At 63.5% G+C, this 26,487-nt stretch carries 21 protein-coding genes; 14 read left to right on the forward strand and 7 right to left on the reverse strand.

Going from position 1 to position 26,487, the window contains the following annotated elements:
- Window positions 1-120: 120 nt before the first annotated feature.
- Entirely contained in the window at window positions 121-1,467 is a 1,347-nt protein-coding gene (locus tag EP867_RS03995; RefSeq protein ID WP_128486911.1) for an ammonium transporter, read from the reverse strand.
- Between the two features lie 29 nt (window positions 1,468-1,496).
- Window positions 1,497-1,835, reverse strand: a complete 339-nt coding sequence (locus EP867_RS04000) for a P-II family nitrogen regulator (RefSeq protein WP_124964047.1) — start codon at window positions 1,833-1,835, stop codon at window positions 1,497-1,499.
- A gap of 276 nt (window positions 1,836-2,111) precedes the next feature.
- Between EP867_RS04000 and EP867_RS04005 the strand changes: the two genes are divergently transcribed.
- Entirely contained in the window at window positions 2,112-4,385 is a 2,274-nt protein-coding gene (locus EP867_RS04005; RefSeq protein WP_128486912.1) for a transglycosylase domain-containing protein, read from the forward strand.
- An 11-nt stretch (window positions 4,386-4,396) separates the two neighbouring features.
- Window positions 4,397-5,776 (forward strand): L-serine ammonia-lyase, encoded by a 1,380-nt coding sequence (locus EP867_RS04010; protein ID WP_128486913.1) that lies wholly within the window; start codon window positions 4,397-4,399, stop codon window positions 5,774-5,776.
- Between the two features lie 84 nt (window positions 5,777-5,860).
- Here EP867_RS04010 and murJ read toward each other — a convergent pair whose 3' ends face one another.
- From murJ to EP867_RS04025, 3 genes are read right to left on the reverse strand one after another with little or no spacing between them, the layout of a single operon-like run.
- Window positions 5,861-7,405, reverse strand: coding sequence for a murein biosynthesis integral membrane protein MurJ (murJ, locus tag EP867_RS04015; RefSeq protein ID WP_128486914.1), 1,545 nt, complete (start codon window positions 7,403-7,405; stop codon window positions 5,861-5,863).
- Entirely contained in the window at window positions 7,402-10,221 is a 2,820-nt protein-coding gene (locus tag EP867_RS04020) for a [protein-PII] uridylyltransferase (RefSeq protein WP_128486915.1), read from the reverse strand. Before EP867_RS04020 ends, murJ begins: the two co-directional genes overlap by 4 nt.
- Window positions 10,181-11,356, reverse strand: a complete 1,176-nt coding sequence (locus EP867_RS04025) for a penicillin-binding protein activator (protein ID WP_128486916.1) — start codon at window positions 11,354-11,356, stop codon at window positions 10,181-10,183. The genes EP867_RS04020 and EP867_RS04025 overlap by 41 nt, the downstream gene beginning before the upstream one ends.
- Before the next feature lie 84 nt (window positions 11,357-11,440).
- Here EP867_RS04025 and rsmI point away from each other — a divergent pair, with 84 nt between their 5' ends.
- From rsmI to gshB, 3 genes are all read left to right on the forward strand, one after another.
- Window positions 11,441-12,343, forward strand: coding sequence for a 16S rRNA (cytidine(1402)-2'-O)-methyltransferase (rsmI, locus tag EP867_RS04030; protein ID WP_128486917.1), 903 nt, complete (start codon window positions 11,441-11,443; stop codon window positions 12,341-12,343).
- On the forward strand, window positions 12,343-12,696 hold the full coding sequence (locus EP867_RS04035; protein WP_128486918.1) for a YraN family protein: 354 nt from the start codon (window positions 12,343-12,345) through the stop codon (window positions 12,694-12,696). Before rsmI ends, EP867_RS04035 begins: the two co-directional genes overlap by 1 nt.
- A 77-nt stretch (window positions 12,697-12,773) precedes the next feature.
- Entirely contained in the window at window positions 12,774-13,709 is a 936-nt protein-coding gene (gshB, locus tag EP867_RS04040) for a glutathione synthase (RefSeq protein WP_128486919.1), read from the forward strand.
- 3 nt (window positions 13,710-13,712) lie between these two features.
- Here gshB and EP867_RS04045 read toward each other — a convergent pair whose 3' ends face one another.
- The gene (locus tag EP867_RS04045) at window positions 13,713-15,227 is read right to left on the reverse strand and encodes a YifB family Mg chelatase-like AAA ATPase (RefSeq protein ID WP_128486920.1); all 1,515 of its coding nucleotides are present in this window, start codon (window positions 15,225-15,227) and stop codon (window positions 13,713-13,715) included.
- A gap of 335 nt (window positions 15,228-15,562) precedes the next feature.
- Between EP867_RS04045 and coaBC the strand changes: the two genes are divergently transcribed.
- From coaBC to ccoS, 7 genes are all read left to right on the forward strand, one after another.
- Entirely contained in the window at window positions 15,563-16,777 is a 1,215-nt protein-coding gene (gene coaBC / locus EP867_RS04050) for a bifunctional phosphopantothenoylcysteine decarboxylase/phosphopantothenate--cysteine ligase CoaBC (protein ID WP_128486921.1), read from the forward strand.
- 3 nt (window positions 16,778-16,780) lie between these two features.
- On the forward strand, window positions 16,781-17,248 hold the full coding sequence (gene dut / locus EP867_RS04055; protein ID WP_128486922.1) for a dUTP diphosphatase: 468 nt from the start codon (window positions 16,781-16,783) through the stop codon (window positions 17,246-17,248).
- On the forward strand, window positions 17,248-18,303 hold the full coding sequence (locus tag EP867_RS04060; protein ID WP_241656806.1) for a HesA/MoeB/ThiF family protein: 1,056 nt from the start codon (window positions 17,248-17,250) through the stop codon (window positions 18,301-18,303). The genes dut and EP867_RS04060 overlap by 1 nt, the downstream gene beginning before the upstream one ends.
- Window positions 18,304-18,557: 254 nt before the next feature.
- On the forward strand, window positions 18,558-19,988 hold the full coding sequence (ccoG, locus tag EP867_RS04065) for a cytochrome c oxidase accessory protein CcoG (protein WP_128486923.1): 1,431 nt from the start codon (window positions 18,558-18,560) through the stop codon (window positions 19,986-19,988).
- Between the two features lie 3 nt (window positions 19,989-19,991).
- Window positions 19,992-20,450 (forward strand): FixH family protein, encoded by a 459-nt coding sequence (locus EP867_RS04070; RefSeq protein WP_128486924.1) that lies wholly within the window; start codon window positions 19,992-19,994, stop codon window positions 20,448-20,450.
- A gap of 3 nt (window positions 20,451-20,453) precedes the next feature.
- Window positions 20,454-22,655 (forward strand): heavy metal translocating P-type ATPase, encoded by a 2,202-nt coding sequence (locus tag EP867_RS04075; protein ID WP_128486925.1) that lies wholly within the window; start codon window positions 20,454-20,456, stop codon window positions 22,653-22,655.
- Between the two features lie 4 nt (window positions 22,656-22,659).
- Entirely contained in the window at window positions 22,660-22,818 is a 159-nt protein-coding gene (gene ccoS, locus EP867_RS04080) for a cbb3-type cytochrome oxidase assembly protein CcoS (protein WP_128486926.1), read from the forward strand.
- Between the two features lie 185 nt (window positions 22,819-23,003).
- On the opposite strand, the gene EP867_RS04085 is transcribed toward ccoS, so the two are convergent.
- On the reverse strand, window positions 23,004-23,855 hold the full coding sequence (locus tag EP867_RS04085) for a universal stress protein (RefSeq protein ID WP_128486927.1): 852 nt from the start codon (window positions 23,853-23,855) through the stop codon (window positions 23,004-23,006).
- Between the two features lie 260 nt (window positions 23,856-24,115).
- Here EP867_RS04085 and ccoN point away from each other — a divergent pair, with 260 nt between their 5' ends.
- Window positions 24,116-25,723, forward strand: coding sequence for a cytochrome-c oxidase, cbb3-type subunit I (ccoN, locus tag EP867_RS04090; RefSeq protein ID WP_128486928.1), 1,608 nt, complete (start codon window positions 24,116-24,118; stop codon window positions 25,721-25,723).
- 15 nt (window positions 25,724-25,738) lie between these two features.
- On the forward strand, window positions 25,739-26,482 hold the full coding sequence (ccoO, locus tag EP867_RS04095; protein WP_128486929.1) for a cytochrome-c oxidase, cbb3-type subunit II: 744 nt from the start codon (window positions 25,739-25,741) through the stop codon (window positions 26,480-26,482).
- Window positions 26,483-26,487: the final 5 nt, after the last annotated feature.

Consider the following 26,487-nt stretch of genomic DNA (forward strand, 5'->3'; position numbering starts at 1 on the left):
TCCCCCGGGGCGCGCCTTTCTCTTTGGCTTTTCTTAAATACTCATCTTTCCCCGCCCGCAAAGATAACCCCGGGCCGCCATGACAGCGCCCCGGGGCCGGTCTCTCAGCCGCTTCTCAGATCAGCGGTTGGTAAATTCCGGATAGGCTTCCATGCCCAGTTCCGACTTATCCAGACCGTTGATCTCATCTTCCGCACTCGGGCGCAGACCCATGACCGCTTTGATGATCAGCCAGGCAATGGCCGAGGTGACGATCACGAAAAGACCGATGATGACGATGCCCTTCAGCTGCACAAAAAGCGAGGCGTCGGGGTTGGTGAAGACCACCGCAAGGGTGCCCCAGATGCCGGCGCCAAGGTGAACCGGGATCGCACCGACCACATCGTCGATTTTGAACTTGTCGAGCAGCGGAACCAGGAAGACGACCAGCGCACCACCCACGGCACCGATCAGCGTGGCCGAACCCAGACCCGGGGTCAGCGGCTCGGCGGTGATCGACACAAGACCGGCCAGCGCCCCGTTCAGCACCATGGTCAGATCGACCTTTTTGAACATGACCTGGGTCAGGATCAGCGCGGCAATCGCACCACCGACCGCAGCGGCATTGGTATTGGCCATGACGCGGCCGACATCTGCAGCATCACCCACCGACGAGAGCGCCAGTTGCGACGCGCCGTTAAAGCCAAACCAGCCCATCCACAGGATGAAGGTGCCCAGCAGCGCCAGCGGCAGGTTCGAACCCGGAAACGCGGTGACGCGGCCGTCTTTATATTTGCCCAGACGCGGACCGACGATCAGCGCGCCCGTCAGAGCGGCCCAGCCGCCGACCGAGTGAACAAGGGTCGAGCCTGCGAAATCAAGGAAGCCTGCCTCATCAAGGAAACCACCGCCCCATTTCCACGAACCCTGCACCGGATAGATCGCGATCGCGAGCACCAGGGTGAAGACGAGGAAGGGCCAGAGTTTGATGCGCTCAGCCACGGTGCCCGAAACGATCGAGGCAGCGGTGGCGCAGAACATCACCTGGAAGAAGAAATCCGACGAGGTCGAGGCATAGTCATAGGCATCGGCTGCATCACGGGTCAGGCCAACGGCCTCCAGGGCTGCGGTGCCGAATTTGCCGAAGATGCCGGCAATGGTCCAGTCATCGCCCGGATACATGATCGAATAGCCGATGATGTAATAGGCAAAGCAGGCCAGCGAGAACATCGAGACGTTCTTCAGAAGCTGCATGGTGACGTTCTTTGAGCGCACCAGACCGGCCTCCAGCATGGCAAAGCCCGCCGCCATCCAGAAGACGAGGATACCGCCCAGCATCATGATCAGCGAGTTCATGATGAAGACCATATCGGTCGGGGTCTCAACGGCCACAGCAGCGGGCGCGGCCTCCTGAGCAAGGGCGGGAAGGCCGCCCAGGACCAGCGCGCTCGCGGCGACCAGCCCGGAAATTTTGAGATCTTTCAGCATTTTTGCTTTATCCTTCGCGGTCAGGCGGGTCAGAGGGCGTTGTCGTCGGTCTCACCGGTGCGCACGCGCAGCGCGGCTTCGACGTCGAGGGTGAAAATCTTGCCATCGCCGATCTTGCCGGTCATGGCGGCGGCCCGGATGGTCTCGGTGACCTGGTCGGCCATGCTGTCCTGCACCACCAGTTCAAGCTTCACTTTCGGCACGAAGTTCACGGCATATTCAGCGCCGCGGTAGATTTCGGTGTGACCGGATTGAGTGCCGAAGCCCTTGATTTCAGTGACCATCATGCCGCGCACACCGATTTTGGTCAGTGCTTCGCGGACTTCCTCGAGCTTGAATGGCTTGATTGTCGCAATGATGAGTTTCACGTCTTCCCCCTTTGTGGGCTGCCTGAATGGCCCTCGCGGTTGTGTGACTTCACGACAAAGCAAAAAGCCGCCGATGCACAGATTTCGGCGGTCCGGAAAAGGGGCAGAATCCCGTGAAATTGCACATTTTTTGCACAGCGGGGCGGGCGTGCTTAATCCTTGAGCGGGGTTGTGACGCGAATCGTGATGGGTTTTGAGCTTCGCCTTGGCCCTCTTCCGGTTTAATATGAGCAAAACCAATCAGGGGCCGCCGGCGCGTCCGGGGGCAGAGGCCGAATGACGAGCAGACCGAGTAACCGTAGCCCGCTGGTGGCCCCGCGCCGCGCTGTCAGCGCCCGGAAACCTGCAGCCGCAGCGACCCCGCGCAAACCTGCCGCAGCGCCCCGGCGCAAGGGGGGCAGTTCCGGCGGCGGTGGTCGGCGCGGCGGTCCGGTGGGCCGCTTTTTCGCCGCGATTTTCGGTGCGATTTTTCGGGTTTTCTGGGGGCTTATCTGGCGGGTCGGTGCGGTGGTGGCCCTCGGCATCTTCGCGGTCACCTTCTATTTCTATTCGCAACTGCCTGAGCTGAACGCCCTGCTCGACGGTCGTGCGCGCGGCTCGGTCACGCTTTTGGACAATGAAGGCGATGTCTTTGCCTGGCGGGGCGAGACCTATGGCGGCGATGTCCGCGCGGAGAAAGTCTCAAAGCATCTGCGCAATGCGGTGATTGCGACCGAAGATAAGCGCTTTTACGGCCACCTCGGCGTCAGCCCGCGCGGTATCGCCAGCGCGATCCGGATCAATATGTCAGAGGGACGTAAACCCTTTCAGGGGCATGGCGGCTCAACCATCACCCAGCAGGTGGCCAAGCTTCTGTGCCTTGGCGTCGAGTATGATCCGACGCGCTGGAAGAACGAGGCAGAGTATGAGACCGACTGCCGCCGCGGCTCGCTGGTGCGCAAGCTCAAAGAGATGCCCTATGCCCTGGCGCTGGAGTGGAAGTACTCCAAAGATGATATTCTGACCATCTATCTCAACCGCGCCTATCTGGGCGCGGGCACGCGCGGCTTTGAAGCGGCAGCGCAGCGCTATTTTGCGAAATCCGCAGCTCAGGTGAACCCGCAGGAAGCCGCCATGCTGGCCGGTCTGCTGGTCGCGCCTTCGACCTATGCGCCGACCAGCAATCTTGCGCGCTCGCAGGCGCGGGCCAATGTGGTGATCGGCCTGATGGAAGAGCAGGGCTATCTGACCAAAGCTGAGGCCGATGCCGCCCGGGCGGCCCCGGCCACGCTGTCGCCCCAGGCGACGCAGCCTGCGGGGGGCTATTTCGCCGATTGGGTGATGGATTCGGTGCCGTCCTATCTGGCGCGGGGCACCACGGAAGATGTGATTTTGCACACCACCCTCGATCAGCATCTGCAAAAGGCCGCAGAAGAGGCGGTCAGCTATATCTTCCAGAACAAGGTCCGTGAGGGCTCGGTCGCGCAGGCGGCTGTGGTGGTGATGTCGGCAGATGGTGCCGTGCGCGCCATGGTCGGCGGGCGCAATAAGGCGGCTCCGGGCAGCTTTAACCGTGCCTCTCAGGCGCGGCGGCAGACCGGTTCGGCTTTCAAACCCTTCGTCTATGCGGCGGCGCTGGATCTGGGCTATTCGCCGATGGATTTCGTTGATGACAGCCCGTTGACCATCAATATTCCCGGCTCAGGCCCCTGGACGCCGCAGAACTACACCCGGCGCTTTTCCGGGATCGTGACCCTGGCAGAGGCGCTGAAGCAGTCGCTGAACATTCCGGCCGTTCGGGTCTCCGAAGCGGCGGGCCGTGAGGCGGTGCGCAAAGTGGCTGAAGATTTCGGGATCGTTTCCGATCTGGCCAATGGCCCGGCGCTGGCCCTTGGGGTGTCAGAGGCCACGCTGGTGGAGATGACCGGGGCCTATGCGGGCATTCTGAACGGCGGCTCGGCGGTGAAGCCCTATGGCATGATCGACCTGACGCTGCGCGGTGAGAAAAATCCGCTGCTGACGCAAAGCGGCGGCATCGGTGAGCGGGTGATCCAGGAGGATGCTGCCCGCTATCTGACCTGGATGATGAAACAGGTCATCGACGGCGGTACCGGTGGCCGTGCCAAACTGCCCGGCCGCGAAGCTGCGGGCAAAACCGGCACCACACAGGGCGCGCGCGATGCCTGGTTCCTGGGCTTTACGGCGGATTACGTGGCCGGGGTCTGGATGGGCTATGACGACAACCGGCCCCTGACCGGGGTGACCGGCGGCGGCCTTCCGGCAGAGATCTGGCAGGAGGTGATGAAGCGCGTCCATGAGGGCCTTCCCGCCCGCCCGCTGCCGGTGAAAGTGCCCGAGCCGCGCGCGCGGCCCGATACCTCCAACACCTCGACCGCGCAGTCAGAAGGCTATGGCGATCCGAATTACAATCCGGGCTATACGCCGGGCTATAACCCCAATGATCCCAATGCCCAGGGCGGCTATATCGAGAAAACCCCGATCGGCCCCGGCCCCAGCCTTGGCGATCAGATCAACGGCGTGCTCGACAATCTGCTCGGCGGTCGCTGGTAAGGCGGCGCAGGATGTTTCTGTCGGTTTTTGATCTTTTTAAAATTGGTATCGGCCCCTCTTCGAGCCATACCATGGGGCCGATGGTGGCCGCCGGGCGCTTTCTGGACCGGCTGCGCGTCACACCCTTTCACCCTAAAGCGCTGCGGGCGCGATTGCATGGATCTCTGGCGCTGACCGGTGTGGGCCATGCCTCGGATCGGGCGGTGATCCTGGGGCTTGCGGGCTTTCTGCCCGAGACCTTCGATGCCGCGGCGGCAGAGGCGGCGCTGTCTGAGATCAGACGCCTTGCGCAGATTGAGGTCGAAGGGATCGGCCCGCTGCGGTTTGACCCGGAGCGCGATCTGGTGATGGATTTCGGCCCCGCGCTGCCGGGCCATGCCAACGGCATGGTGCTGCAGGCGCTGGACGCTCAGGGCGATCTTCTGTTTGAGGAGACCTATTATTCCGTCGGTGGCGGCTTTGTGCTGACGGCGGCGGAACTGGCGGCAGGGCAGTCGGGGCAGGGGCCAAAGGGCCCGAAGGTGCCCTATCCGTTTGAAAAAGCTGCGCAGATGCTGGAGATGGCGAAGGCCTCGCGCCTGAGCATCGCGCAGTTGAAGCGTGCCAATGAGCTGGCTTTGCGCAGCGCTGCGGAGCTTGATGCGGGTCTTTTGCGGATCTGGCAGGTGATGCGCGACTGTATGGACCGCGGCCTTGAGGGGGAGGGCATCCTTCCGGGCGGGCTGAAGGTGCGCCGCCGCGCAAAGGGCATCCATCAGGCGCTGCTGGCCGAGCGGGGATTAAATGTCACCGCGCCGCATATCATCAACGACTGGATCAGCCTTTATGGCATGGCGGTGAATGAGGAAAACGCCGCCGGAGGCCAGGTTGTGACGGCCCCCACCAATGGGGCGGCCGGGGTGGTTCCGGCGGTGATCCGCTATTGGCTTGATCATGTGCCGGGGGCGTCTGAGGCGCGGGTCGGGGAATTTCTGCTGACAGCGGCGGCGATCGGCGGGCTTTGCAAGCACAATGCCTCAATCTCCGGGGCGGAATGCGGCTGCCAGGCGGAGGTCGGTTCGGCCGCGGCCATGGCGGCGGCGGGGCTTTGCGCGGTGCTGGGCGGCACGCCGGAGCAGGTGGAGAATGCAGCCGAGATCGCGCTGGAGCATCACCTCGGCATGACCTGCGATCCGGTGGCGGGCCTTGTGCAGGTGCCCTGCATTGAGCGCAACGGGCTGGGGGCGATCAAGGCGGTCTCAGCGGCCTCGCTGGCCTTGCGGGGCGACGGGCAGCATCTGGTCTCGCTCGATGCCTGTATTGAGACCATGCGCCAGACCGGGCGCGATATGGACAGCCGCTATAAAGAGACCTCTCTGGGCGGTCTTGCGGTGAATATCCCGGAGTGCTGACAGACGGGCGGGGAAAGCGGGGGCGTGCCCGCCCCCGCACCCCCGGCTTCAGGGGGCCGTAAGGCCCCCTGAAAACCCCCGGCGTCAGCCCCGGCGGCGCAGGGCGCTTTTGAAATCCGACAGCCGGAAGGCGCGCAGAGCGAAACCGGCGGCGAAATAGCTGAGCATGCCGCAGATGACGAGAAGGCCGAGGGCGGGCCAGCGCAGACCCCGGGCCGAGAGCAGATCCTGAAGGGCGATCTGCAGGCCGTAAAGCACCGCGCCCATCACCAGGCAGGCCAGCAGAATGCGCCAGAGCCGCGAGAGCAGCCGCGCATCGGCGCGGGCCGCCTCACCCATGGCGCGGGTGCCGGCCCAGAGCTGCAGCACCATGAACCAGCCCGCAAGCGTGGTGGCGAGAGCCGCTGCCGCAAAGCCGATGAGCGGTTGCAGCCCGATGGCGATCCCGAGGTTCACAAACATCGAGATGAGTGCAAAGCGGAAGGGGCGGCGGGTGTCCTCGCGCGCGTAGTAAAGCGGCTGCAGGGTCTTTTGGAGCACGAAGGCCGGAAGCCCCGCGCCATAGATCGCCAGCGCCAGCGCGGTATTGGTGATATCCGTCGCGCCAAACTCACCGCGCCCGTAGAGCACCGCGATCAGCGGTGTCGCCATGACCATCAGCGCCACAGCCGCAGGCAGGGTCAGCGCGAGCGAGAGTTCCGTGGCGCGGTTGAGCGAATTGCGGCTGCCCTCAAGATCATTGGCGCTGAGGCGGCGGGAGAGATCGGGCAGCAGCACCGTGCCGATGGCAATGCCCACCACGCCGAGCGGCAGCTGATAAAGGCGGTCGGCATAGGCAAGCCAGGCCACCGCGCCTTCGGTGAAACTTGCGACCTGACGGCCGACGAGCAGGTTCACCTGCACCACGCCTCCGGCCAGAACGGCGGGGGCTGCGATGACAAAGAGGCGCTTTAACTCCGGCGTCAGTTTCGGGCGGCGGGGTTTAAGGACATAGCCCACCCGTGCGGCAGAGGCCCAGGTCAGGGCAAACTGCGCAATCCCCGCCACCGGCACCGTCCAGGCGAGCGTCAGCCCCATATCCCAGCCGAACTGCGCCGCAAGCCACATGGCAGCGATGAAGAGAAGGTTCATCAGCACCGGCACGAAGGAGGCTTCCGTGAAGCGGCCCATGGTGTTGAGCACACCTGAGATCAGCGCCACCAGCGAGATGAAGAGGATATAGCAAAAGCCGATCCGCCCGTAGAGGACCGCGAGAACAAACCGCTCATCCCCCGCAAAACCTGCGGCCATGGCCCAGACGAGCCAGGGCATCAGCGCTGTGCCGATCAGCGAAAAGAGCGTCAGGATCGCCAGCATGCCGCCGAAAGCATCCTCGGCAAAGCCCTTCGCATCTTCGCCCGATTGCAGCTTTTTGGCGAACATCGGCACGAAGGCCATGTTGAACGCGCCCTCGGCAAAGAAGCGGCGGAACATATTGGGCAGCGAAAAGGCCACCAGAAAGGCCTCTGCCGCCGGGCCCGCGCCTAAATAGGCCGCCATCATCATGTCGCGGGCAAAGCCTGCGCCGCGCGACAACAGCGTCCAGGACCCGACCACCAGGGCCGAGCGGATCAGTCGGACCGGTTTCATGCCTGATGCGCCCGCTCGGCACCGTCGATGATGGCCTGACGCAGCTTTTTCTCCAGCGCCTCGAGCTTGGGTTTGCTGTGCAGTTTCAGCCCGAAGGCATCTTTAACGTAAAAGCTGTCGACCACCTGAGCCCCGTAAGTCGCAATCACCGCCGAGGCGATATAGATGTTATTGGCCGCCAGCGTCCGCGTCAGATCATAAAGCAGACCCGGGCGGTCGCGGCTTTCGACCTCAATGATGGTGTAGATATCCGAGCCTTCGTTGTCGAAGGTGATATTGGTCGGAAAGCGGAAGGCGCGGTCGCGCTTTTTGATCTTGTCGCGGTCCTTCAGCGCCTCACGGGCGACCACTTCGCCGCGCAGGGTCTTGTCGATCATCATGCGAAGGCGCGGCAGGCGGCTGACCTCATAGGGATGGCCATCTGCGTCCTGGATCCAGAACACCGCCGTGGCGTAACCGTCTTTCGAGGTATAGGTCCGCGCATCGACCACATTCGCACCCACCAGCGCCAAAGCCCCCGCCAGGCGCGAGAAAATGCCGGGGTGATCTTCGAGCACAAAGGCCGCGCGGGTGGCATCGCGGGCTTCATCGGGGTGCAGGTCAATCCGCACCTCATCTGAGGCGATGCCGCGGAGCATCTGCGCAAAGATCGCATGGGTCTCAGAGGGCAGGCCCTGCCAGTAGGGGCCGTAGTGGCGGTCGGTCTCCGCCTTCAGATCGGCGCGCGACCAGTCTTTCAGCGCCTCGCGCAGCGCTTTTTTCGCCTCATCTTCGCGCATGGAGCGGCTGACACCCTCAAGGCCGTTTTCCAGGGCCTGGACGGTCTCATGGTAAAGCGTGCGCAGAAGCTGGCTCTTCCAGTTGTTCCAGGTGCCCGGTCCGACGCCGCGGATGTCGCAGACGGTCAGAACCGTCAGCAGGTCCAGCCGTTTGCGGGTGCCGACAAGGCGGGCAAAGCCTTTCACGGTGCGCGGATCGGAAATATCGCGTTTCTGCGCGGTATCCGACATCAGCAGGTGATAACGGATCAGCCATTCGACGGTCTCGCATTCCTCGGGGCTGAGGCCCAGACGCGGAGCCACGCGCCGCGCAATCTGCGCGCCGAGGATCGAGTGATCTTCGGGCCGCCCCTTGCCGATGTCATGGAGCAGAAGCGCCACATAGAGGACTTTGCGATTGAGCCCGGCCTTCAGAATTCCGGTTGAGATGGGCGTTTCGTCTTTCAGATCGCCGCGTTCCAGCTGATCGAGAACCGAGATGCACTGGATCGTATGCTCATCCACCGTGTAGTGATGATAGACGTTGAACTGCATCATGGCGACGATGGGTTCAAATTCGGGGATGAAGGCCGAGAGCACACCCAGTTCGTTCATCCGCCGCAACGCCCGCTCCGGATTGCCATGCTTGAGCATCAGGTCGAGGAAGATCCGCTGCGCTTCAGGCGTGCAGCGCATGTCGTCATCGATCAGATGCAGATTGGCCGTGACCAGCCGCATTGCATCGGGATGGATCAGAAGCCCGGTGCGCAGCCCCTCATCGAAGAGGCGCAGGAGGTTCAGTTTATCGGCGAGAAAGGTCGCCGGATCTGAGATGCCCAGCCGGTTGTGAAGCACTTTATAGCCCGGCTTCACCTTGCGGCGGCGTGAAAACAGCCCCTCAAGAAGCGGCGCTTTTTTGACGTGGCGGTCTTCCAGCGCGGTCAGGAAGACCCGGGTGAGTTCGCCCACATGGGTGGCGAAGCGGAAGTAATCCTGCATGAAATGCTCAACCGCGCGGCGGCCTTCGCGGTCGTGATAGCCCATGCGATCTGCCACTTCGACCTGCAGATCGAAGGTCAGCTGGTCCATGGCGCGGCCTGTCAGGTAATGCAGATGCGCCCGCGCGGTCCAAAGGAAGGTCTCGGCCGCGCGGAAACGGGCATATTCATCGGGGCTGAACAACCCGTCCTCGACCATGCTGGCCGCGGTCGGCTTGCCGGTCATATATTTGCCGATCCAGTAAAGCGTCTGCAGATCGCGCAGCCCGCCTTTGCCCTCTTTGACATTGGGTTCAAGAACATAGCGCTGGCCACCCTGTTTGCGGTGCCGCTCGGCCCGCTCTGCCAGTTTGGCTTCGATAAATTCCGGAACGGTCGAGGCAAAAAGCTGCTTACGCAGGGTGCTGCCCAGCGTCTCGCTGAGGCTGGCATCGCCGGTGATGTGGCGCTTTTCGATCAGCGAGGTGCGGATGGTGATGTCTTCCCGCCCCAGCCGCAGGCATTCTTTTACCGAGCGGGTGGCATGACCGACCTTCAGCCGCAGATCCCACAGCAGATAAAGCATGGTCTCCACCACCTGATTGGCGGCGGCAGAGGGGTCGTCATCGGTAAGAAACAGCAGATCCACATCCGACTGCGGGGCCATCTCGGCGCGGCCGTAGCCGCCGACGGCCAGGACCGCGAGGGTGGGTTCGGGCGTTCCGGGCGGCAGAAAGCGGCTGCGCGCCACATCGTAGGCCGTGGTGACCAGGGCATCGGTCAGCCAGGTCTGTGCCGACAAAAGCCCCCGCACGGCGCGGGGGCTTGCCAGATAGGCGGCCGAAAGTCTGGCGGTGGCAACTTTTTTGGCCTCTGCCAGATGCTTCGTGATCAGCGCGCGGCGGGCCGCCGGATCGAGATCCGCCGGAGCCCCGTCCAGATCTGCGAAGATACGCTGGCGCAGTTCCGCCTGATCAAAGAGCTTTGCCGTCTCCTCCGAGTGACGAAAGTCATCCCGGAGGGTCAGTTGTGCCTCAGCCTCAGAAGAGAGAGCCGGAGAAGTTTCTCGGAGCAGGGTCAATCACCACCACCTGTCTGTTGCGGATCTCTGCCACAGCGAGAGCCCGCTCATTGGTGCCGTCGGGACGCAGCCGGAACACGCCGCCCACGCCCGCGAAACCCGAGGACTGGGTGAGCGAATTGCGCGACAGCGCATCAGCGCGGCCGGATTTGATCAGGGCGCCAACCGCGGCGATACCATCATACGCAAGGCTTGCCACCGGATGCGGCGCCGCGCCATAGGCCGCCTGATAACGACCCTGGAATGCGTTATAAAGTGCCGGATCGGGCAGCGCAAACCAGCCGCCCTGAAGGCCCGGGTGCGAGAGCGTGGCCGAGGGGATGTCCCAACGGGTCAGGCCCAGATAGCGCGCCTGTGCGGGCGTCAGCCCCTGATCGCGCAGCATCTGCGTCATCATCGGCAGCGAGCCGGCGGTATCGGCGGTGAAGAACAGCGCATCAGCGCCCGCACTGCGGGCAGTGGCCGCAATCGAAGGCGCGGCCTGGGTCACGCCGTTTTGCGAGAACTCATATCCGGCCTGAGCCACAACGGTCGAACCGGTGCCGGCCGCGGCCCGCGCAATCGCGTTGCGCCCGGCTTCGCCACCCGGGGTTTTGTCGTGAATGATCATCACGCGGCGCTGGCCCTGACTTGCGGCATAGCGAACCAGGCGGTTGGCGGTGTTCTCAAAAGTCGGGCCAAGCACGAAGACGTTGCCGCCTGCGATATCGGTATTGTTTGAGAAGCTCATCACATTGACGCCGGTCGCGGAGACGGCCACGCCTGCGGCATTGGCCTCTTGGGCAAAGAGCGGCCCGAGAATCACGCGTGCGCCCTCTGCCACAGCCCGCTGGGCGATGGGGCCTGCGGCACCGGCCTGACCATTGGTCTGATAAACGCGCAGATCAATCTGCACCCCGCCCAGATCGGCGATGGCCAGACGGGCGGCATTTTCAAGCGAACGCGCCAGCAGCTGATCGCTGGCCTGGCCCGAGGCTCCCGGAACCAGCAGCGCTACCGGAACCGGAGCATTCGGATTGATCGCAGGGCCGGTCCCGCCCATGGAAACCGGCTGGCAGGCCGCGAGAATGCCGGCAGCTGCGGCAAGACCAAATGCGGCCACAGACTTGCGGGCGCGGTGCAAAAGGGCAATCATCATCACTCCCCGGAGATGGCGGTCGGTCATCGGACCCTATGCCTTTATCCTGCATGTGTAAACTTTCCAGAGCCTGAATCTGCCATGAATGACCCAATCCTGCCGATGCCCCATTCAGCGGGCCGGCGGCCCGAACCGGGGCTGCATCTCGTGGCCACGCCGATCGGCTCTGCCCGCGACATAACGCTGCGCGCACTCGATACGCTTGCGGGCGCGGATGTGCTGGCCGCCGAAGACACCCGCACCCTGCGCCATCTGATGGAGATCCATGGGATACCGGTCAACGGACGCCTGATGATCCCCTATCACGACCACAATGGCGAAGCCGCCCGGCCGCGTATCCTCGGGGTGCTGGCCGAAGGAAAATCGGTGGCCTATGCCTCTGAGGCGGGGACGCCGCTGATCGCGGACCCGGGCCTGAAGCTGGCGCGTGTCGCCATGGATGCGGGCTACAAAGTTATCGCCGCACCCGGAGCTTCGGCGGTTCTGACGGCTCTCACGGTGGCGGGGCTTCCGACGGACCGGTTTTTCTTCGCAGGCTTTGCGCCCTCGACGGCCACTGCACGGCGCAGCTGGCTGAGTGAGCTGAGCGCGGTGCGTGCAACGGTGGTGATTTATGAAAGCCCCAAACGGACGGCGCGGACGCTGAGTGATCTGGCGGAGATTTTCGGTGCCAGCCGACAGGCTGCCGTCTGCCGCGAGCTGACCAAGCGCTTTGAAGAAACCCGCCGCGGCACGCTGGCAGAACTCGCCGCGCATTACGCACAGGGCGATCCGCGGGGCGAGGTGGTGCTGGTGATCGATCGCAGCGATGAGGTGGTGGTCGAGGCGGCCGATGTGGAAGCTGCGCTGCGGGCCGCTTTGGGGGGCGGGGCGCGCGTGAAAGAGGCGGCCGCCGAAATCGCGTTGAAATTTGGTCTGGCGAAACGGGATGTTTACCAATTGGCCCTTACACTGCAGGAGGATGAGCCACCTTCGGAGGCGTGATGCAGGGTCAGGTCAGAACTCTATACGGAGAAGCTGCCGAATTTTCTGTCGCCCGTCTCTATGAGGCGGGTGGCACCAGGATCGCAGCCCGCCGCTGGCGGGGCCGGCGCGGAGAGCTGGACCTGGTCGCCCGGGAAGGGGAACTTGTTGTCTTTGTTGAGGTGAAGGCCGCGCCGACTCATGAAGCGGCGCTGCATCGTTTACGCCCGGCACAGCTGCAGCGCATTCGCGAAACCATTGACGAATTCCTGGCCGGTGAACCCCGGGGGCTGATGACAGAGATTCGCTTCGATCTGGCCCTGGTCGACCGCTATGGCCGGATCGAGGTTATGCCCAATATCCTCGCCGCCTGAGGCAGGGGCCCTGAGGTTTTCTTGCAAGTTGTCCCGGCCTGATGCATCAACGTGCAAAAATCGCGCGGAGGTCGGTGATGAAAGTAGCCTTGCAGATGGACCCGATCGGGTCAGTGAACATTGACGGGGACAGCACGTTCCGTATCGGCTTCGAAGCTCAGGTGCGCGGGCATAGCCTGTTTTACTACACGCCCGACAAACTGGCCTATCAGGAGGGCCGTGTAACCGCACGCGGCCATTGGATTGAACTGCGTCGGGTCAAAGGCGATCACGTCAGCTACGGCCCTGAGGTTGAGGTGGATCTCTCTGAGATGGATGTGGTCTGGCTGCGCCAGGATCCGCCTTTCGACATGGGCTATATCACCACCACCCACCTGCTGGATATGATCCACCCTAAAACGCTGGTGGTGAATGACCCCTTCTGGGTGCGCAACAGCCCCGAGAAACTGCTGGTTCTCAACTTCCCCGATCTGACGCCGCCGACTGCCATTGCGCGCGATCTTGAGACCATCCGGGCCTTTAAACAAAAGCACGGGGATATCATTCTGAAGCCGCTCTACGGCAATGGCGGGGCGGGGGTGTTCCGGCTCGATCCGAATGACCGCAATCTCTCGTCGCTTTATGAACTGTTCACCGGCATCAACCGCGAGCCTCTGATCGTGCAGAAATTCCTGCCGGATGTGGCGAAGGGCGACAAGCGCGTCATCCTGGTGGATGGTGAGCCCGTGGGCGCGATCAACCGCGTGCCGCAGGCAGGTGAGACCCGGTCGAACATGCATGTCGGTGGCCGTCCGGAAAAGGTCAGCCTGACCGAGCGGGACCTGGAGATCTGCGCGCGGATCGGTCCGGTTCTGCGTGAAAAGGGCCAGATCTTTGTCGGTATCGATGTGATCGGTAACTGGCTGACCGAGATTAACGTCACCTCGCCCACCGGCATTCAGGAGCTGGAGCGGTTTGACGGCACCAATACGGCTGCCAAAATCTGGGAAGCCATTGAGGCCAGACGCGCCTGACCCTCAGGCGCCCCAGGGCCCGCCGGGGCCGCGATAGCTCAGTGCCTCGGCCATATGGCTGCTGTCCAGCGGCTCCGACTCCGCGAGGTCCGCAATGCTGCGGGCCACGCGCAACACGCGGTGATAGCCCCTGGCGCTCAGGCCAAAACGCTCCGCGGCCCGGCTCAGCAAAGCTATGGCCTCGGGCATGGCTGCGGCCCGCTCTTCCAGATCTGTGCCCCCCGCGCGGGCATTCAGCCCGCCCGATCCCCAGCGCTGCACCTGCCGCGCCCGGGCGGCGATCACGCGTTCGCGGATGAGGGCAGAGGCTTCCCCCCGCGGGGCAGCACTCATCTCCGCTGCGGTCAGCGGGGGCACTTCGATGCGCAGATCGAACCGGTCCCAGAGGGGCCCGGAAATCCGGCCAAGATAATCCTCCGAGCAGCGCGGCGCGCGGGAACAGGCCCTTGCAGGATCAGCCGCCCAGCCACAGCGGCAGGGATTTGCCGCGGCAATCAGCTGAAAGCGGCTTTGCCAGCGCATCCGGGCTTCGGCCCGGGCAATCAGGATCTCTCCGGTTTCCAGCGGCTGGCGCAGGGCATCCAGCGTGCGGGGGGCAAATTCCGGCAGTTCGTCAAGAAAGAGCACCCCGTTGTGCGCCAGTGCAACCTGGCCCGGACCCGCCCCGCGACCACCGCCGCAGATCGCCGCCTGAGAGGCACCGTGGTGGGGATCGCAAAAGGGGGGCGTGGCGCTGACAGCCGGTGCCGCGCCCTTGCCCGCGACCGATCGGATCACGGCGGTCTCCAGCATTTCCGCGGGGCTCAGATCCGGCAGCAGAGAGGGGAAGGCCCGGGCGAGCATCGATTTTCCCTGACCCGGCGGCCCGGTCATCAGCAGGTGGTGCCCGCCTGCAGCGGCGATTTCGAGCGCGCGTTTGGCACGTTCCTGCCCACGGATCGTGTTGAGATCAGCCGGTAATCTGCCGGGATTGACAGGGGTGACGCCCGGTCTGACGCGGGGCAGCGGGCGTTTGCCCGTCAGGTGATGCAGGGCTTCTTCAAGGGTTGCGGGGGCGCTGACCTCTGCCGCGCCGACCCAGGCCGCCTCGGCCCCGTTATCGGCAGGCACGAGAAGGGATCGCTCAGCCTCTGCAGCCGTCAGCGCCGCAGGCAGGCAGCCCGCCACCGGCATAAGCCGCCCGTCGAGGGTCAGTTCCCCCATCGACAGGGTATTGGCCGCGATTTCCCGTTCCAGCAGTCCCAGTTCGGCCAAAAGCGCAATGGCGATGGGCAGATCGTAATGCGCACCCTCTTTGGGCAGGTCCGCGGGCGCGAGGTGAAGGGTGATGCGTCTGGCGGGCAGCGCAAGTGCGAGGGCATTGAGTGCAGACCGGATCCTCTCCCGCGCCTCGGAGACGGCTTTGTCGGGCAGGCCGACCATGTGAAACGCCGGTAATCCTGCCATTGAGGCGCATTGCACCTCAACAAGGCGGGCCTCTGCGCCCTGGAGCGAGACGGTATAGGTGCTGCTGACCACGGAAACGCCTGTTCTGCCAGGGGTCAGTCTGGCATAACAGAGTTTACAAAAGGTTAACTTCGCTCAGCCGCCATGAACCCTGAAAGATCGTCCTGAACTTCGGCGGACCCCGGCATCTGCCACGGTACTGTCGCGGCAGAACGAAGTGCAAAAGCCTCAAAAGCCCGCTTCCATGCGCCGAAGTCTGTCAGCGACCAGCCGGATCAGGCGCGATTTCCGATCGCCGGTTCATAGCCTGACATCTTCTCTCTCCGAAGGTCCGGCAACACAGAACCGCATTTCCGAGCGCGGAGAAAGAATGTTATGCAAAGCCCATGACCCGCGGGGAGGCTTTGATGCTGGCAGGCAAGCGCATTCTTCTGATCATCGGCGGCGGTATCGCGGCTTATAAATCGCTCGAACTGATCCGGCGTCTGCGGGATCAGGGCGCAGAGGTGGTGCCGGTGCTGACCGGGGCGGCAAAGCAGTTTGTGACGCCGCTTTCCGTTGCCGCGCTTGCGGGCAATCCGGTGCATCAGGATCTCTTTGATCTGACCACTGAAGCCGAGATGGGCCATATCCAGCTGTCGCGCTCGGCCGATCTGGTGGTGGTGGCGCCCTGCACGGCCAATCTGATGGCGAAGATGGCGGGGGGGCATGCGGATGATCTGCCCTCAACCCTGCTGATGGCGACCGACAAGCGGGTGCTGATTGCGCCTGCGATGAATGTGCGGATGTGGACCCATCCGGCGACGCAGCGCAATCTGGCGCTGCTGGAGGGCGACGGGGTGCTGACCTGCGGGCCCGATGACGGCTCCATGGCCTGTGGCGAGTTCGGTCCGGGGCGCATGGCAGAGCCAGTGATGATCCTGCAGGCGATTGATCGGGCGCTGGGCGGCGGCAGGCTGGCGGGGAAGCGCATCCTTGTCACCTCCGGCCCCACTCATGAGCCGATTGATCCGGTGCGCTATATCGCCAACCGCTCCTCCGGGGCGCAGGGGACGGCGATTGCCGCAGCTTTGCGGGACCTGGGGGCGAAAGTGGTCTTTGTCACCGGGCCTGCGGATGTGCCGCCGCCTCAGGGGGTTGAGGTCGTGAAGGTGCAGACCGCGCGGGAGATGCTGGAGGCGGTGCAGGCTGCGCTGCCCGCAGATGCGGCGGTGATGGCAGCGGCGGTGGCCGACTGGCGCGTGGCCAATGCAGCGGGGTCCAAGATGAAGAAGGACGGCTCAGGCAAAGCGCCGGGGCTGGAGTTTGCGGAAAACCCCGACATTCTGGCCACCGTCTCAAAATCGGGCGATAAGCGGCCGGGTCTTGTTGTGGGCTTCGCGGCTGAGACCGACAATGTGATTGAATATGCGACCGCCAAACGGCTGCGCAAAGGATGTGACTGGATTGTCGCCAATGATGTCAGCCCCGCAACGGGCATCATGGGGGGCAGCTCCAATGCCGTGACCATCATCTCTGATCAGGGCGCTGAATCCTGGCCGATGATGGGGAAAGACGAAGTGGCGCGCCGCCTGGCGGCGCGGATTGCCGGAGCGCTCACTGAGCCCTCCGTGAAAGGATAAAAGATGGTCAGCATCGCCGTTCGCCGTGAGCCCTGGGCCGATGAGGCAATTGAGCTTCCCGCCTATGCCACCCGGGGCGCCGCCGGCGCCGATGTGCGCGCCAACCTGCGCCCTGAAGATCGCGCAACCGGCCTGGTGCTGGCGCCGGGTGCGCGCGCGCTGGTGCCCACAGGTCTGGTGATGGAGATCCCCGAAGGCTGGGAGGTGCAGCTGCGCCCGCGCTCGGGTCTTGCGCTGAAGAACGGCATCACGCTGGCCAATACGCCCGGCACCATCGACAGCGATTACCGCGGCCCGGTGGGCGTTATTCTGATCAACCTCTCCGACAGCCCCTTCACCGTCGCCCATGGCGAGCGCATTGCGCAGATCATCGCCGCGCCGGTGGTTCAGGCCCGCTTTGTGCTGACGGAGGAGGAATTCAGCGCCACTGAGCGCGGTGCGGGGGGCTTTGGCTCGACCGGAGTGAAGTGATGAGCCCCTGGATCTTCCTGCTGGGCGTCGTTCTGGTGGCGACGATTCTGATGCCGAAACGATACCGTCTGGTGCCGCTGGCGCTGGTCTTTGTGATCGGCTTCATGGTGGTCGAAGACATCGTCTCGGGGAAAGTCTACACCCGCTCGCCTGACTTTCCGCAGCGTCTGATCAGCGGCGTCTGGATCTGGTGGGCCTTTGGCCTGACGGCGCTTATCTGGCTGGTAAAAAGAGGCCTCAGCTGGATCCGCGCGCGGGCGCCGCAGCCCGAGATTCTGGCCTCTGCCTCGCAGGACGGGCCGCTGAAATCCGTTGAGCTGGAGCGCTACTCGCGCCACCTTCTGCTGCGCGAGATCGGCGGTCCCGGGCAGGTGCGGCTGAAAAACGCCAGAGTGCTGGTGGTGGGGGCCGGGGGGCTTGGCTCTCCGGTGATCCTTTATCTGGCAGCCGCAGGGGTGGGAGAGATCTTCGTCGTCGATGACGACCAGGTCGAGAACAGCAACCTTCAGCGCCAGATTGTCCATACTGACCAGCGGCTCGGGCAGGATAAGGCGGTCTCGGCGGCCGGGGCGGCCCTGGCGCTGAACCCCTTTATCCGGGTCCATCCGCTGGTGACGCGTCTTGATGAGAAAAACGGGGCTGAGCTGATTGCCGGAGTGGATCTGGTCCTCGACGGGACCGATAATTTCGACACCCGCTATCTGGTCAATGCGCTTTGCGTGGCCGCAGGCAAGCCGCTGATCTCGGCGGCCATCACCCAGTGGGAAGGCCAGATCAGTCTCTACCACCCGGCAGGCGGCGCGCCCTGCTATGCCTGTGTATTCCCGACCCGACCGGCTGACGGGCTGGCCCCGGCCTGCGCAGAAGCCGGTGTGATTGCGCCGCTTCCCGGTGTTGTAGGCTCGCTGATGGCGCTGGAGGCGGTGAAATATCTGACCGGTGCCGGGCAGGGGCTGAAGGGGCGACTGCTGATGTTTGACGGCCTCTGGCAGGAAAACCGCACGATCACTGTGAAGCGTCGCACCGATTGTGCGGTCTGCGGCGCAAAGCCCTAAGACCCCCTCCGGCGATTCCTTTTGCTTCAGGCCGCGCGGTGACCCCGTCGCGGCCTGTCGCTTCTGCAGGCATCGGGCTGTGCCACGCCTGCGACAAATGGCCCCGCATGGCCATGATTTGTTATGTTTTCGTTTCAGGATACAGTCTTGCGGCAAAAGGCTGCATCGTTTTTCGACGTATTTGATGCAGGTCAATCCCAGCACCCTGCGAATGTGCAAGGTACGGCCCATTCATCGGATCCGGAGCCAGACCCGTGAGCGAAGACACTACACCGCCGCCCAGCCTGTATTCTGCACGGGAACCCGTTTTCCCGCGCCGTGTGAAGGGCACCTTCCGCTCGCTGAAGTGGTGGATCATGGGGGTCGCGCTTGCGATCTATTACATCACGCCCTGGCTGCGCTGGGACCGGGGGCCGCATCTGCCCGATCAGGCGGTTCTGGTGGATCTGGCCAACCGGCGTTTCTTCTTTTTCATGATCGAAATCTGGCCCCATGAATTCTATTTCGTGGCGGGTCTGCTGATTATGGCGGGTCTGGGGCTCTTCCTCTTCACCTCAGCCGCCGGGCGGGTCTGGTGCGGTTATGCCTGCCCGCAGACGGTCTGGACCGATCTGTTCATCCAGGTTGAGCGATGGATTGAGGGCGACCGCAACGCCCGCCTGCGGCTGCACCGCCAGAAGTGGGACGGAGAGAAACTCGCCAAATACAGCCTGAAATGGCTGGTCTGGCTGCTGATCGCCGTGGCAACGGGCGGGGCCTGGGTCTTTTATTTCGCAGATGCGCCGACGCTGATGCACGATCTGGTGACGCTGAGCGCTCATCCCGTGGCCTATGTCACCGTGGCGATCCTGACCGCGACGACCTTTGTCTTCGGCGGCTTTATGCGTGAGCAGATCTGCATTTATGCCTGCCCCTGGCCGCGGATTCAGGCCGCGATGATGGATGAAGACACCATCACCATCGGTTACCGCGACTGGCGTGGTGAGCCGCGCGGCAAGCTGAAAAAGGGCGAAAGCCCTGAGATCAAAGGCGACTGCATCGACTGCATGGCCTGCGTCAACGTCTGCCCGATGGGGATTGATATCCGCAACGGGCAGCAGCTGGCCTGCATCACCTGCGGTCTGTGCATCGACGCCTGCAACGACGTGATGGATAAGATCGGCAAACCGCGTGGTCTGATCGACTATCTGGCGCTGACCGATGAGACGGCTGAGCGTCAGGGCGACAAGCCGATCCCGGTCTGGAAGCATATCCTGCGCCCGCGCACCATTCTTTACACGGTCCTGTGGTCCGGTATTGGGATTGCCATGCTGGTGGCGCTTTTCCTGCGCGCAGATGTGGATGTGAACGTCTCGCCCGTGCGCAACCCGGTCTATGTGACGCTTTCGGACGGCTCGATCCGCAACACCTATGATGTGCGTCTGCGCAACCAGTTCCATGATGCGCGTGAGTTCCGCATCAGCGTTGAAGGCGCCGAAGGCCTTCGTCTGGAGCTTGAAGGCGTCGAGGGCGATGTGGTTCGGGTTGATGCGGACCAGACCCTGCAACAGCGCGTCTATCTGATTGCGCCGGCAGGCTCTGAGGTGGCGCAGGCCGGACGGATCGATCTGACCCTCTGGTTTGAGGCCGATGGCGCGGGCAGCCGCGTGCAGGCCGGGACTGTCTTTAACGGCAAAGGAAACTGACCCATGACGCGCAAGCTGACCGGCCGCCATGTTTTTCTGATCCTGCTGGCATTCTTTGGCACCATCACGGCGGTCAACGTCTTTATGGCCTCGATGGCGATCAGCACCTTTCCGGGGCTGGAAGGGAAGAACACCTATAACGCCTCGCGCAGCTTCGACAGTGATCGTCGCGCGCAGGTGGCTCTGGGCTGGCAGGTCGAGGATGCATACCGCGACGGCTATCTGATCCTCACGATCAAAGATGCCGAAGGTCAGCCTGCGAAGGTGAAAGACATCAGCGTTCTGGTGGGCCGCGCCACTATTGCAGAGTTCGATCAGCGCCCGGTCTTCATCCGGGAGGGGGCTGATTTCATCGCGCCTGTTGCGCTGGATTATGGTAAATGGATCCTGCGCATCGAGGCTCTGGCAGAGGATGGCACGGCGTTCCGTCAGTCCCGCAACCTCTCTGTGCCGAGGGGGTGATCCATGTCGCTTGCCGCTGATCCCGAAGGTCCGATCCCGCTGTCTGCCTGTCCGGCCTGCATCGCAGCGCCTGCCGCCGAAGATCTGGCGCGGCGGGCGCAGCCTCAGTCGGCGCGGCTGACGCTCTCGATCCCTGAGGCGCATTGCGCTGCCTGTATCTCAACCGTCGAGAAGGGGCTGGAGAAGCTTGAGGGCGTGAAATCGGCGCGGGTGAACCTGACGCTGAAGCGGGTCTTTGTTGAGGCGGACGGCAGCCTTGAGGCTGCGGATCTGATCGCCCCGCTGAAGGCTCTGGGCTATGAGGCGCATGAGCTGGACCCCGGTCTGCTCAGCACCACCGAGAATGACCGCAAAAGCCGTGAGCTGATCATGCGGATCGGCATCTCGGGCTTCTCGATGATGAACGTTAACCTGTTGTCGGTGGCGGTCTGGGTCGGCGCGACGGATGCCACGCGCGATATGTTTCACACCATCGCAGGGCTGATCGCCATTCCGACGGTGATTTTCTGCGCGCAGCCCTTCTTCAAATCGGCCTGGGACGGGCTGAAGGCGGGCCGGGTGGTGATGGATTTTCCCATCGCTCTGGCCATGGTGCTGGGCTGTGCGATCTCGATCTTTGAGACGCTGAATTCCGGCCCGCATGCCTATTTCGACGGCATTGTCATGCTGACCTTTTTCCTGCTGATCGGGCGCTGGCTCGATCACCGCACCCGCGCCATGGCGCGCTCGGCGGCGCAGGAACTGGCGGCGCTTGAGGTGCCGCGTGCCATCCGTCTTCGGGACGGCACCGAAGAGACGGTGGGTATTGCCGAACTGGCCAAAGGCGATCTGGTGCTGGTGCGCCCCGGTGGCCGGATGCCGGTGGACGGAGAGGTGGTCTCGGGCACCTCAGAGCTTGACCGCTCGCTTCTGACCGGCGAAGTGCTGCCGGTTTTTGCGGCCCCCGGCCAGGTGGTCAGCGCGGGCGAGGTGAACCTGACCGGGCCGCTGACGGTGCGGGTTGAGGCCGCCGGCCGTGACAGTTCGCTCTCGCGCATGGCGGAACTGGTCGCCGTGGCTGAGACGGCGAAGACCCGCTACACTGGCCTCGCAGATGCAGCCGCGCGGCTTTACGCGCCGGTGGTTCATGCCCTGGCCTTTGGCGCTTTCGCGGTCTGGCTCTGGATTTCCGGCGGTGATCTGCGGCTGGCGATCAATATCGCGGCAGGCACGCTGATCATCACCTGCCCCTGCGCGCTTGGTCTGGCGGTGCCTGCGGTGCTGACGGCGGCCTCGGGGCGGCTGTTTAAGCTGGGTCTTCTGATCAAATCCGGCACCGCGTTGGAGCGGATGGCCGAAGTTGACACCGTGCTGTTTGACAAAACCGGCACCCTGACCATGGGCCGTCCTGAGCCGTTGAATTTCGCCGATCACAGCGCAGAAGTGCTGTCGGTGGCGGCCGCGCTGGCCGGGGCCTCGTCGCATCCGCTGGCGCAGTCGCTGACGGCGCGCGCTGCTGAAGCCGCTGTCTCGCCCGCCGCGATCCGCGATCTGCGCGAAGTGCCGGGCTTTGGTATTGAGGGGACCCTTGAGGGTCGCCGGGTGCGCCTTGGGCGTGCGGCCTGGGTTGGCGCGGCGGAGCGGGCTGAGACCGCGACCTATCTGATGCTGGCCGATGGCTCGACCCATGCCTTCACCTTCACCGATGCGCTTCGGCCTGGTGCGGAGGAACTGATCTCAACACTGAAATCACGCGGGCTGGCCGTGAAGCTGATCTCGGGCGATACGCCTGCGGCGGTGGCCCTGCTCGCAGAGCGCCTCGGCATTGAGGACTGGGCCGCAGAGGCCCGTCCTGAAGATAAAGCCGCCGAGGTGGAGCGTCTGCGCGGGGCGGGTCGTCACGTGCTGATGGTGGGGGACGGGCTGAATGATACGGCAGCGCTGGCTGCGGCCCATGCCTCAATCTCGCCCTCCACGGCTTTGGATGCGGCGCGGGTGGCCTCTGACATCGTGTTGCTCAGCCGGGATCTGACGCCGGTGGCCGAAGTGCTGCGCCTCTCAAAGGTGGCGACGCGACGGATGCAGGAAAACTTCCTGATTTCCGGGGCTTACAACGTTGTGGCGGTTCCCGTGGCCCTTTTGGGCTATGCCAGCCCGCTCTGGGCGGCGGTGGCCATGTCGCTCTCCTCGATCACCGTGGCCCTGAACGCCCTGCGTACGAGGTGAGGATATGGAAGTTCTGACGATCCTGATACCGGTCTCGCTCTTTATGGGGGGCATGGGTCTCGTGGCCTTCCTGTGGTCGATGAAGAACCGCCAGTACGATGACCCGAAGGGGGATGCGAACCGCATCCTTTCGCCGGACTGGGACGACCGCCCCAAGCCCTGACAGGCCGGGCGAGAGGCCCTGATCACATCTCCCGCCGGCCCGAGAGGGGGCGGCGGGGTTTTTGAAATTCTGACAGACTTCTGATCGTGAGCGCCATGCGTGTTGCCCCATTTGCAGACCTGCCGCTGTCCTGCGCCCCGGCTTTCGCCGCGGCGCAGGCTGGCGTTCCGGGCCGGGGAGCCGCTTCAGCGCGCCATCAGAACCGGGACGGGGGCCGCCTCCAGCATCTCGCGGGTGGCACCGCCCAGGATGGCCTCGCGGAACCGCGAGTGACCGTAAGCGCCCATGACCAGCAGATCAGCCTCGCGGTCGCGCAGGTGGCGGATCAGCACATCAGAGACGCGCGGCAGGGTGCGCGCCAGCACCGAGATTTCGGCCTTCACGCCGTGACGCGAGAGCCACTGTGCCAGCGCCCCGCCGGGGTCCGAGCGTTCAGGGCCGTGATCCTCGGGGTCGATGATTGCGATGTCGACGGCCTTTGCGCGCACCAGCACCGGCAAAGCCGCCCGGATCGCCGCGAGCGCTTCGGGCGAGCGGTTCCAGGCCACGACGATGCGGCCCGGATCTTCGCTGATCCCGCCCGATTCGGGGAGAATCAGCACCGGCACCGAGGCGTCAAAGAGCGCAGCTTCCACAACGGCCACATCCACGGCGCTGCGCCCGGCCCCATAGGGACGGCTGAGCACGACCAGATCGCTGAAACGCGCGCGCTGCGAGATCACGCTGCCGAGCGTGGCCTGCTGGCTGAGCGCGGTATCGACGCTCCAGCGAATCTCCTCGCGGGCCAGCCGGTTTCTGAGGCGCTTTTCCTCGTCCCGGGCGGCCTCGAGGGCGCGGTCGGGCGCGTCCTGCAGCACGGCGATGCCGGTGTCGTTGTAGAAAAAGCCATAGGGCGTGTCGTCGATCCCGATGCAGAGCGCTTCAAGATGGGCGTTGCTTTGGCGCGCAAGACCGATCGCGGCGTCAAGCGCGCTCAGATCGGGCGCAGGGCGGGCGGCATGGGCGGTAACCACCGTCAGCAGAGTTTTCCAGGGCATGGTCCTGACCTTTCTCAAAGACGTCCCGGTCCTCGGACCCGGGATCAGGTGTCACATTGCACACCGCCAAGCTTTCACGCTTTGACGAAGATCAAAGGTGATCAGAGTTTCCCGCTTCTCTGTGGCGCAGCCGCGCCGGTGAAAAGCGGGAGCTTGACCTGGATCAATGCAGACCAGGGCGCTTCTGCGCCAGGGAGTTCAGGTCGGATAACGTCTGTCGCGACGGCTGTGTCGCGCCGGATCAGACAAAGGGACGCATAATGTGGGATTACGTTAAACTGGTCGCGTTCGGCGTGATCGCGGTGCTCGCCGCGATTGCAGCCAATTATGCGCGCGACGAGGCTTATCTGGTCAACGCGCTCACCGTCATGATTGCAGCCGCAGTGGTCTTTATCTGGCTCCTGCGCAACATGGGTGAGCCGAAAGAGCCGGTGAATGAAAATGAATACGCGGACGGCGTCGTCCGCGCAGGTGTGATCGCGACGGCCTTCTGGGGTGTTGTCGGTTTCGCCGTCGGGGTTCTGGTTGCCTCGCAGCTGGCTTTCCCGAGCCTCAACTTTGAATGGGCGCATGGCTATCTGAACTTCGGCCGCATCCGCCCGATCCACACCTCGGCGGTGATCTTTGCCTTCTGCGGCAACGCGCTGATGGCTTCGGGCTTCTATGTGGTTCAGCGCACCTGCGCCACGCGCCTCTGGGGCGGCAACCTGGGCTGGTGGGTGTTCTGGGGCTGGCAGCTGATCATCGTGCTGACTGTGCAGTCCTATATCTTCGGCGGCTCGCAGGGCAAAGAATACGCCGAGATGCCCTGGCATGTTGACCTGCTGATCCTGGTCGTCTGGCTGGGTCTGCTGGCGGGTTATGCCGGCACCGTGATGAAGCGCAAAGAGCCCCACATCTATGTGGCCAACTGGTTCTACCTCGCCTTCATCATCACCATCGCGATGCTGCATGTTGTGAACAACATGGCGCTGCCGGTCTCGATCTTCGGCTCGGATTCGGTTCAGGCCTATGCCGGTGTTCAGGACGCGATGATCCAGTGGTGGTATGGCCACAACGCCGTGGGCTTCCTGCTGACCGCAGGCTTCCTCGGCATGATGTATTACTTCGTTCCCAAACAGGCTGAGCGTCCGGTTTATTCCTATAAACTGTCGATCATCCACTTCTGGGCGCTGATCTTCCTCTACATCTGGGCCGGTCCGCACCACCTGCATTACACTGCCCTGCCGGAATGGGCGACGACGCTGGGTATGATTTTCTCGATCATGCTCTGGATGCCGTCCTGGGGTGGCATGATCAACGGTCTGATGACGCTTTCGGGCGCATGGGACAAGCTGCGCACCGACCCGGTGCTGCGCATGATGGTGATCGCAATCGGTTTCTACGGCATGTCGACCTTTGAAGGTCCGGTGATGTCGATCAAAACCGTGAACTCGCTGTCGCACTACACCGACTGGACCATTGGTCACGTTCACTCCGGCGCGCTTGGCTGGAACGGCATGATCACCTTTGGTGCGCTTTACTTCCTCGTGCCGCGTCTGTGGAACCGTGAAGGCCTTTACTCGGTCCGACTGGTCTCCTGGCACTTCTGGCTCGCCACTCTGGGCATCGTGCTTTACGCCGCCTCGATGTGGGTTGCCGGGATCATGGAAGGTCTGATGTGGCGCGAAGTGGATGCCAACGGCTTCCTCGTCAACGCTTTCGCTGACACCGTGTCGCCGAAACATCCGATGTATGTTGTCCGCTCCCTGGGCGGCCTGATGTTCCTCGCTGGGGGTATCATCATGTGCTACAACCTGTGGATGACGGTCCGCGCACAACCTGCGAAGGCCCCGGTCAACGCAAACAACTTCCTGCCTGCGGAATGATCGGAGCGCAAACTCATGGGCATTCTTGATAAACACAAAAAGATCGAAACTCACGCCACCCTGCTGATGGTGCTGAGCTTCATCGTCGTCACCATCGGCGGTCTGGTTCAGATCGTGCCGCTGTTCTACATCGAAAACACCATCGAGAAGGTGGAGGGCGTGCGTCCCTACACCCCGCTCGAGCTGACCGGCAAACGGATCTATGAACGTGAAGGCTGCTATGCCTGCCACAGCCAGATGATCCGCCCGATGCGTGATGAGGTCGAGCGTTACGGCCACTACTCGCTGGCCGCGGAAAGCATGTACGACCGTCCGTTCCAGTGGGGCTCCAAGCGCACCGGTCCGGATCTGGCGCGTGTAGGTGGCCGCTATTCGGACGAATGGCACCAGGACCACTTCCGCAACCCGCCGGCGGTTGTTCCGGAATCGATCATGCCGAAATACGGCTTCCTGTTTGAGCGTGAAATCGACGGCAAATATGTTGCTGATTTCCTCTCGACCAGCGCGACCTTCGGTGTGCCTTACACCACCGCGATGATCGAAAACGCGACCGCCGACTTCCGCGCTCAGGTTGATCCTGAGGGGGACGCAGAGGGTCTGGAAGAGCGTTACGGCAAAGCCGCCTTCGGCACGCCGGTCAATGTGCGCAACTTCGACGGTCAGGACAAACTGACCGAGGCTGATGCGCTGATCGCCTATATGCAGGTTCTGGGGACGATGGTTGATTTCTCGACCTTCCAGCCTGACCTGAGCCGCTGACGGAG

This window comes from Falsigemmobacter intermedius (genome assembly GCF_004054105.1).
Taxonomy (GTDB): Bacteria; Pseudomonadota; Alphaproteobacteria; order Rhodobacterales; family Rhodobacteraceae; genus Wagnerdoeblera; species Wagnerdoeblera intermedia.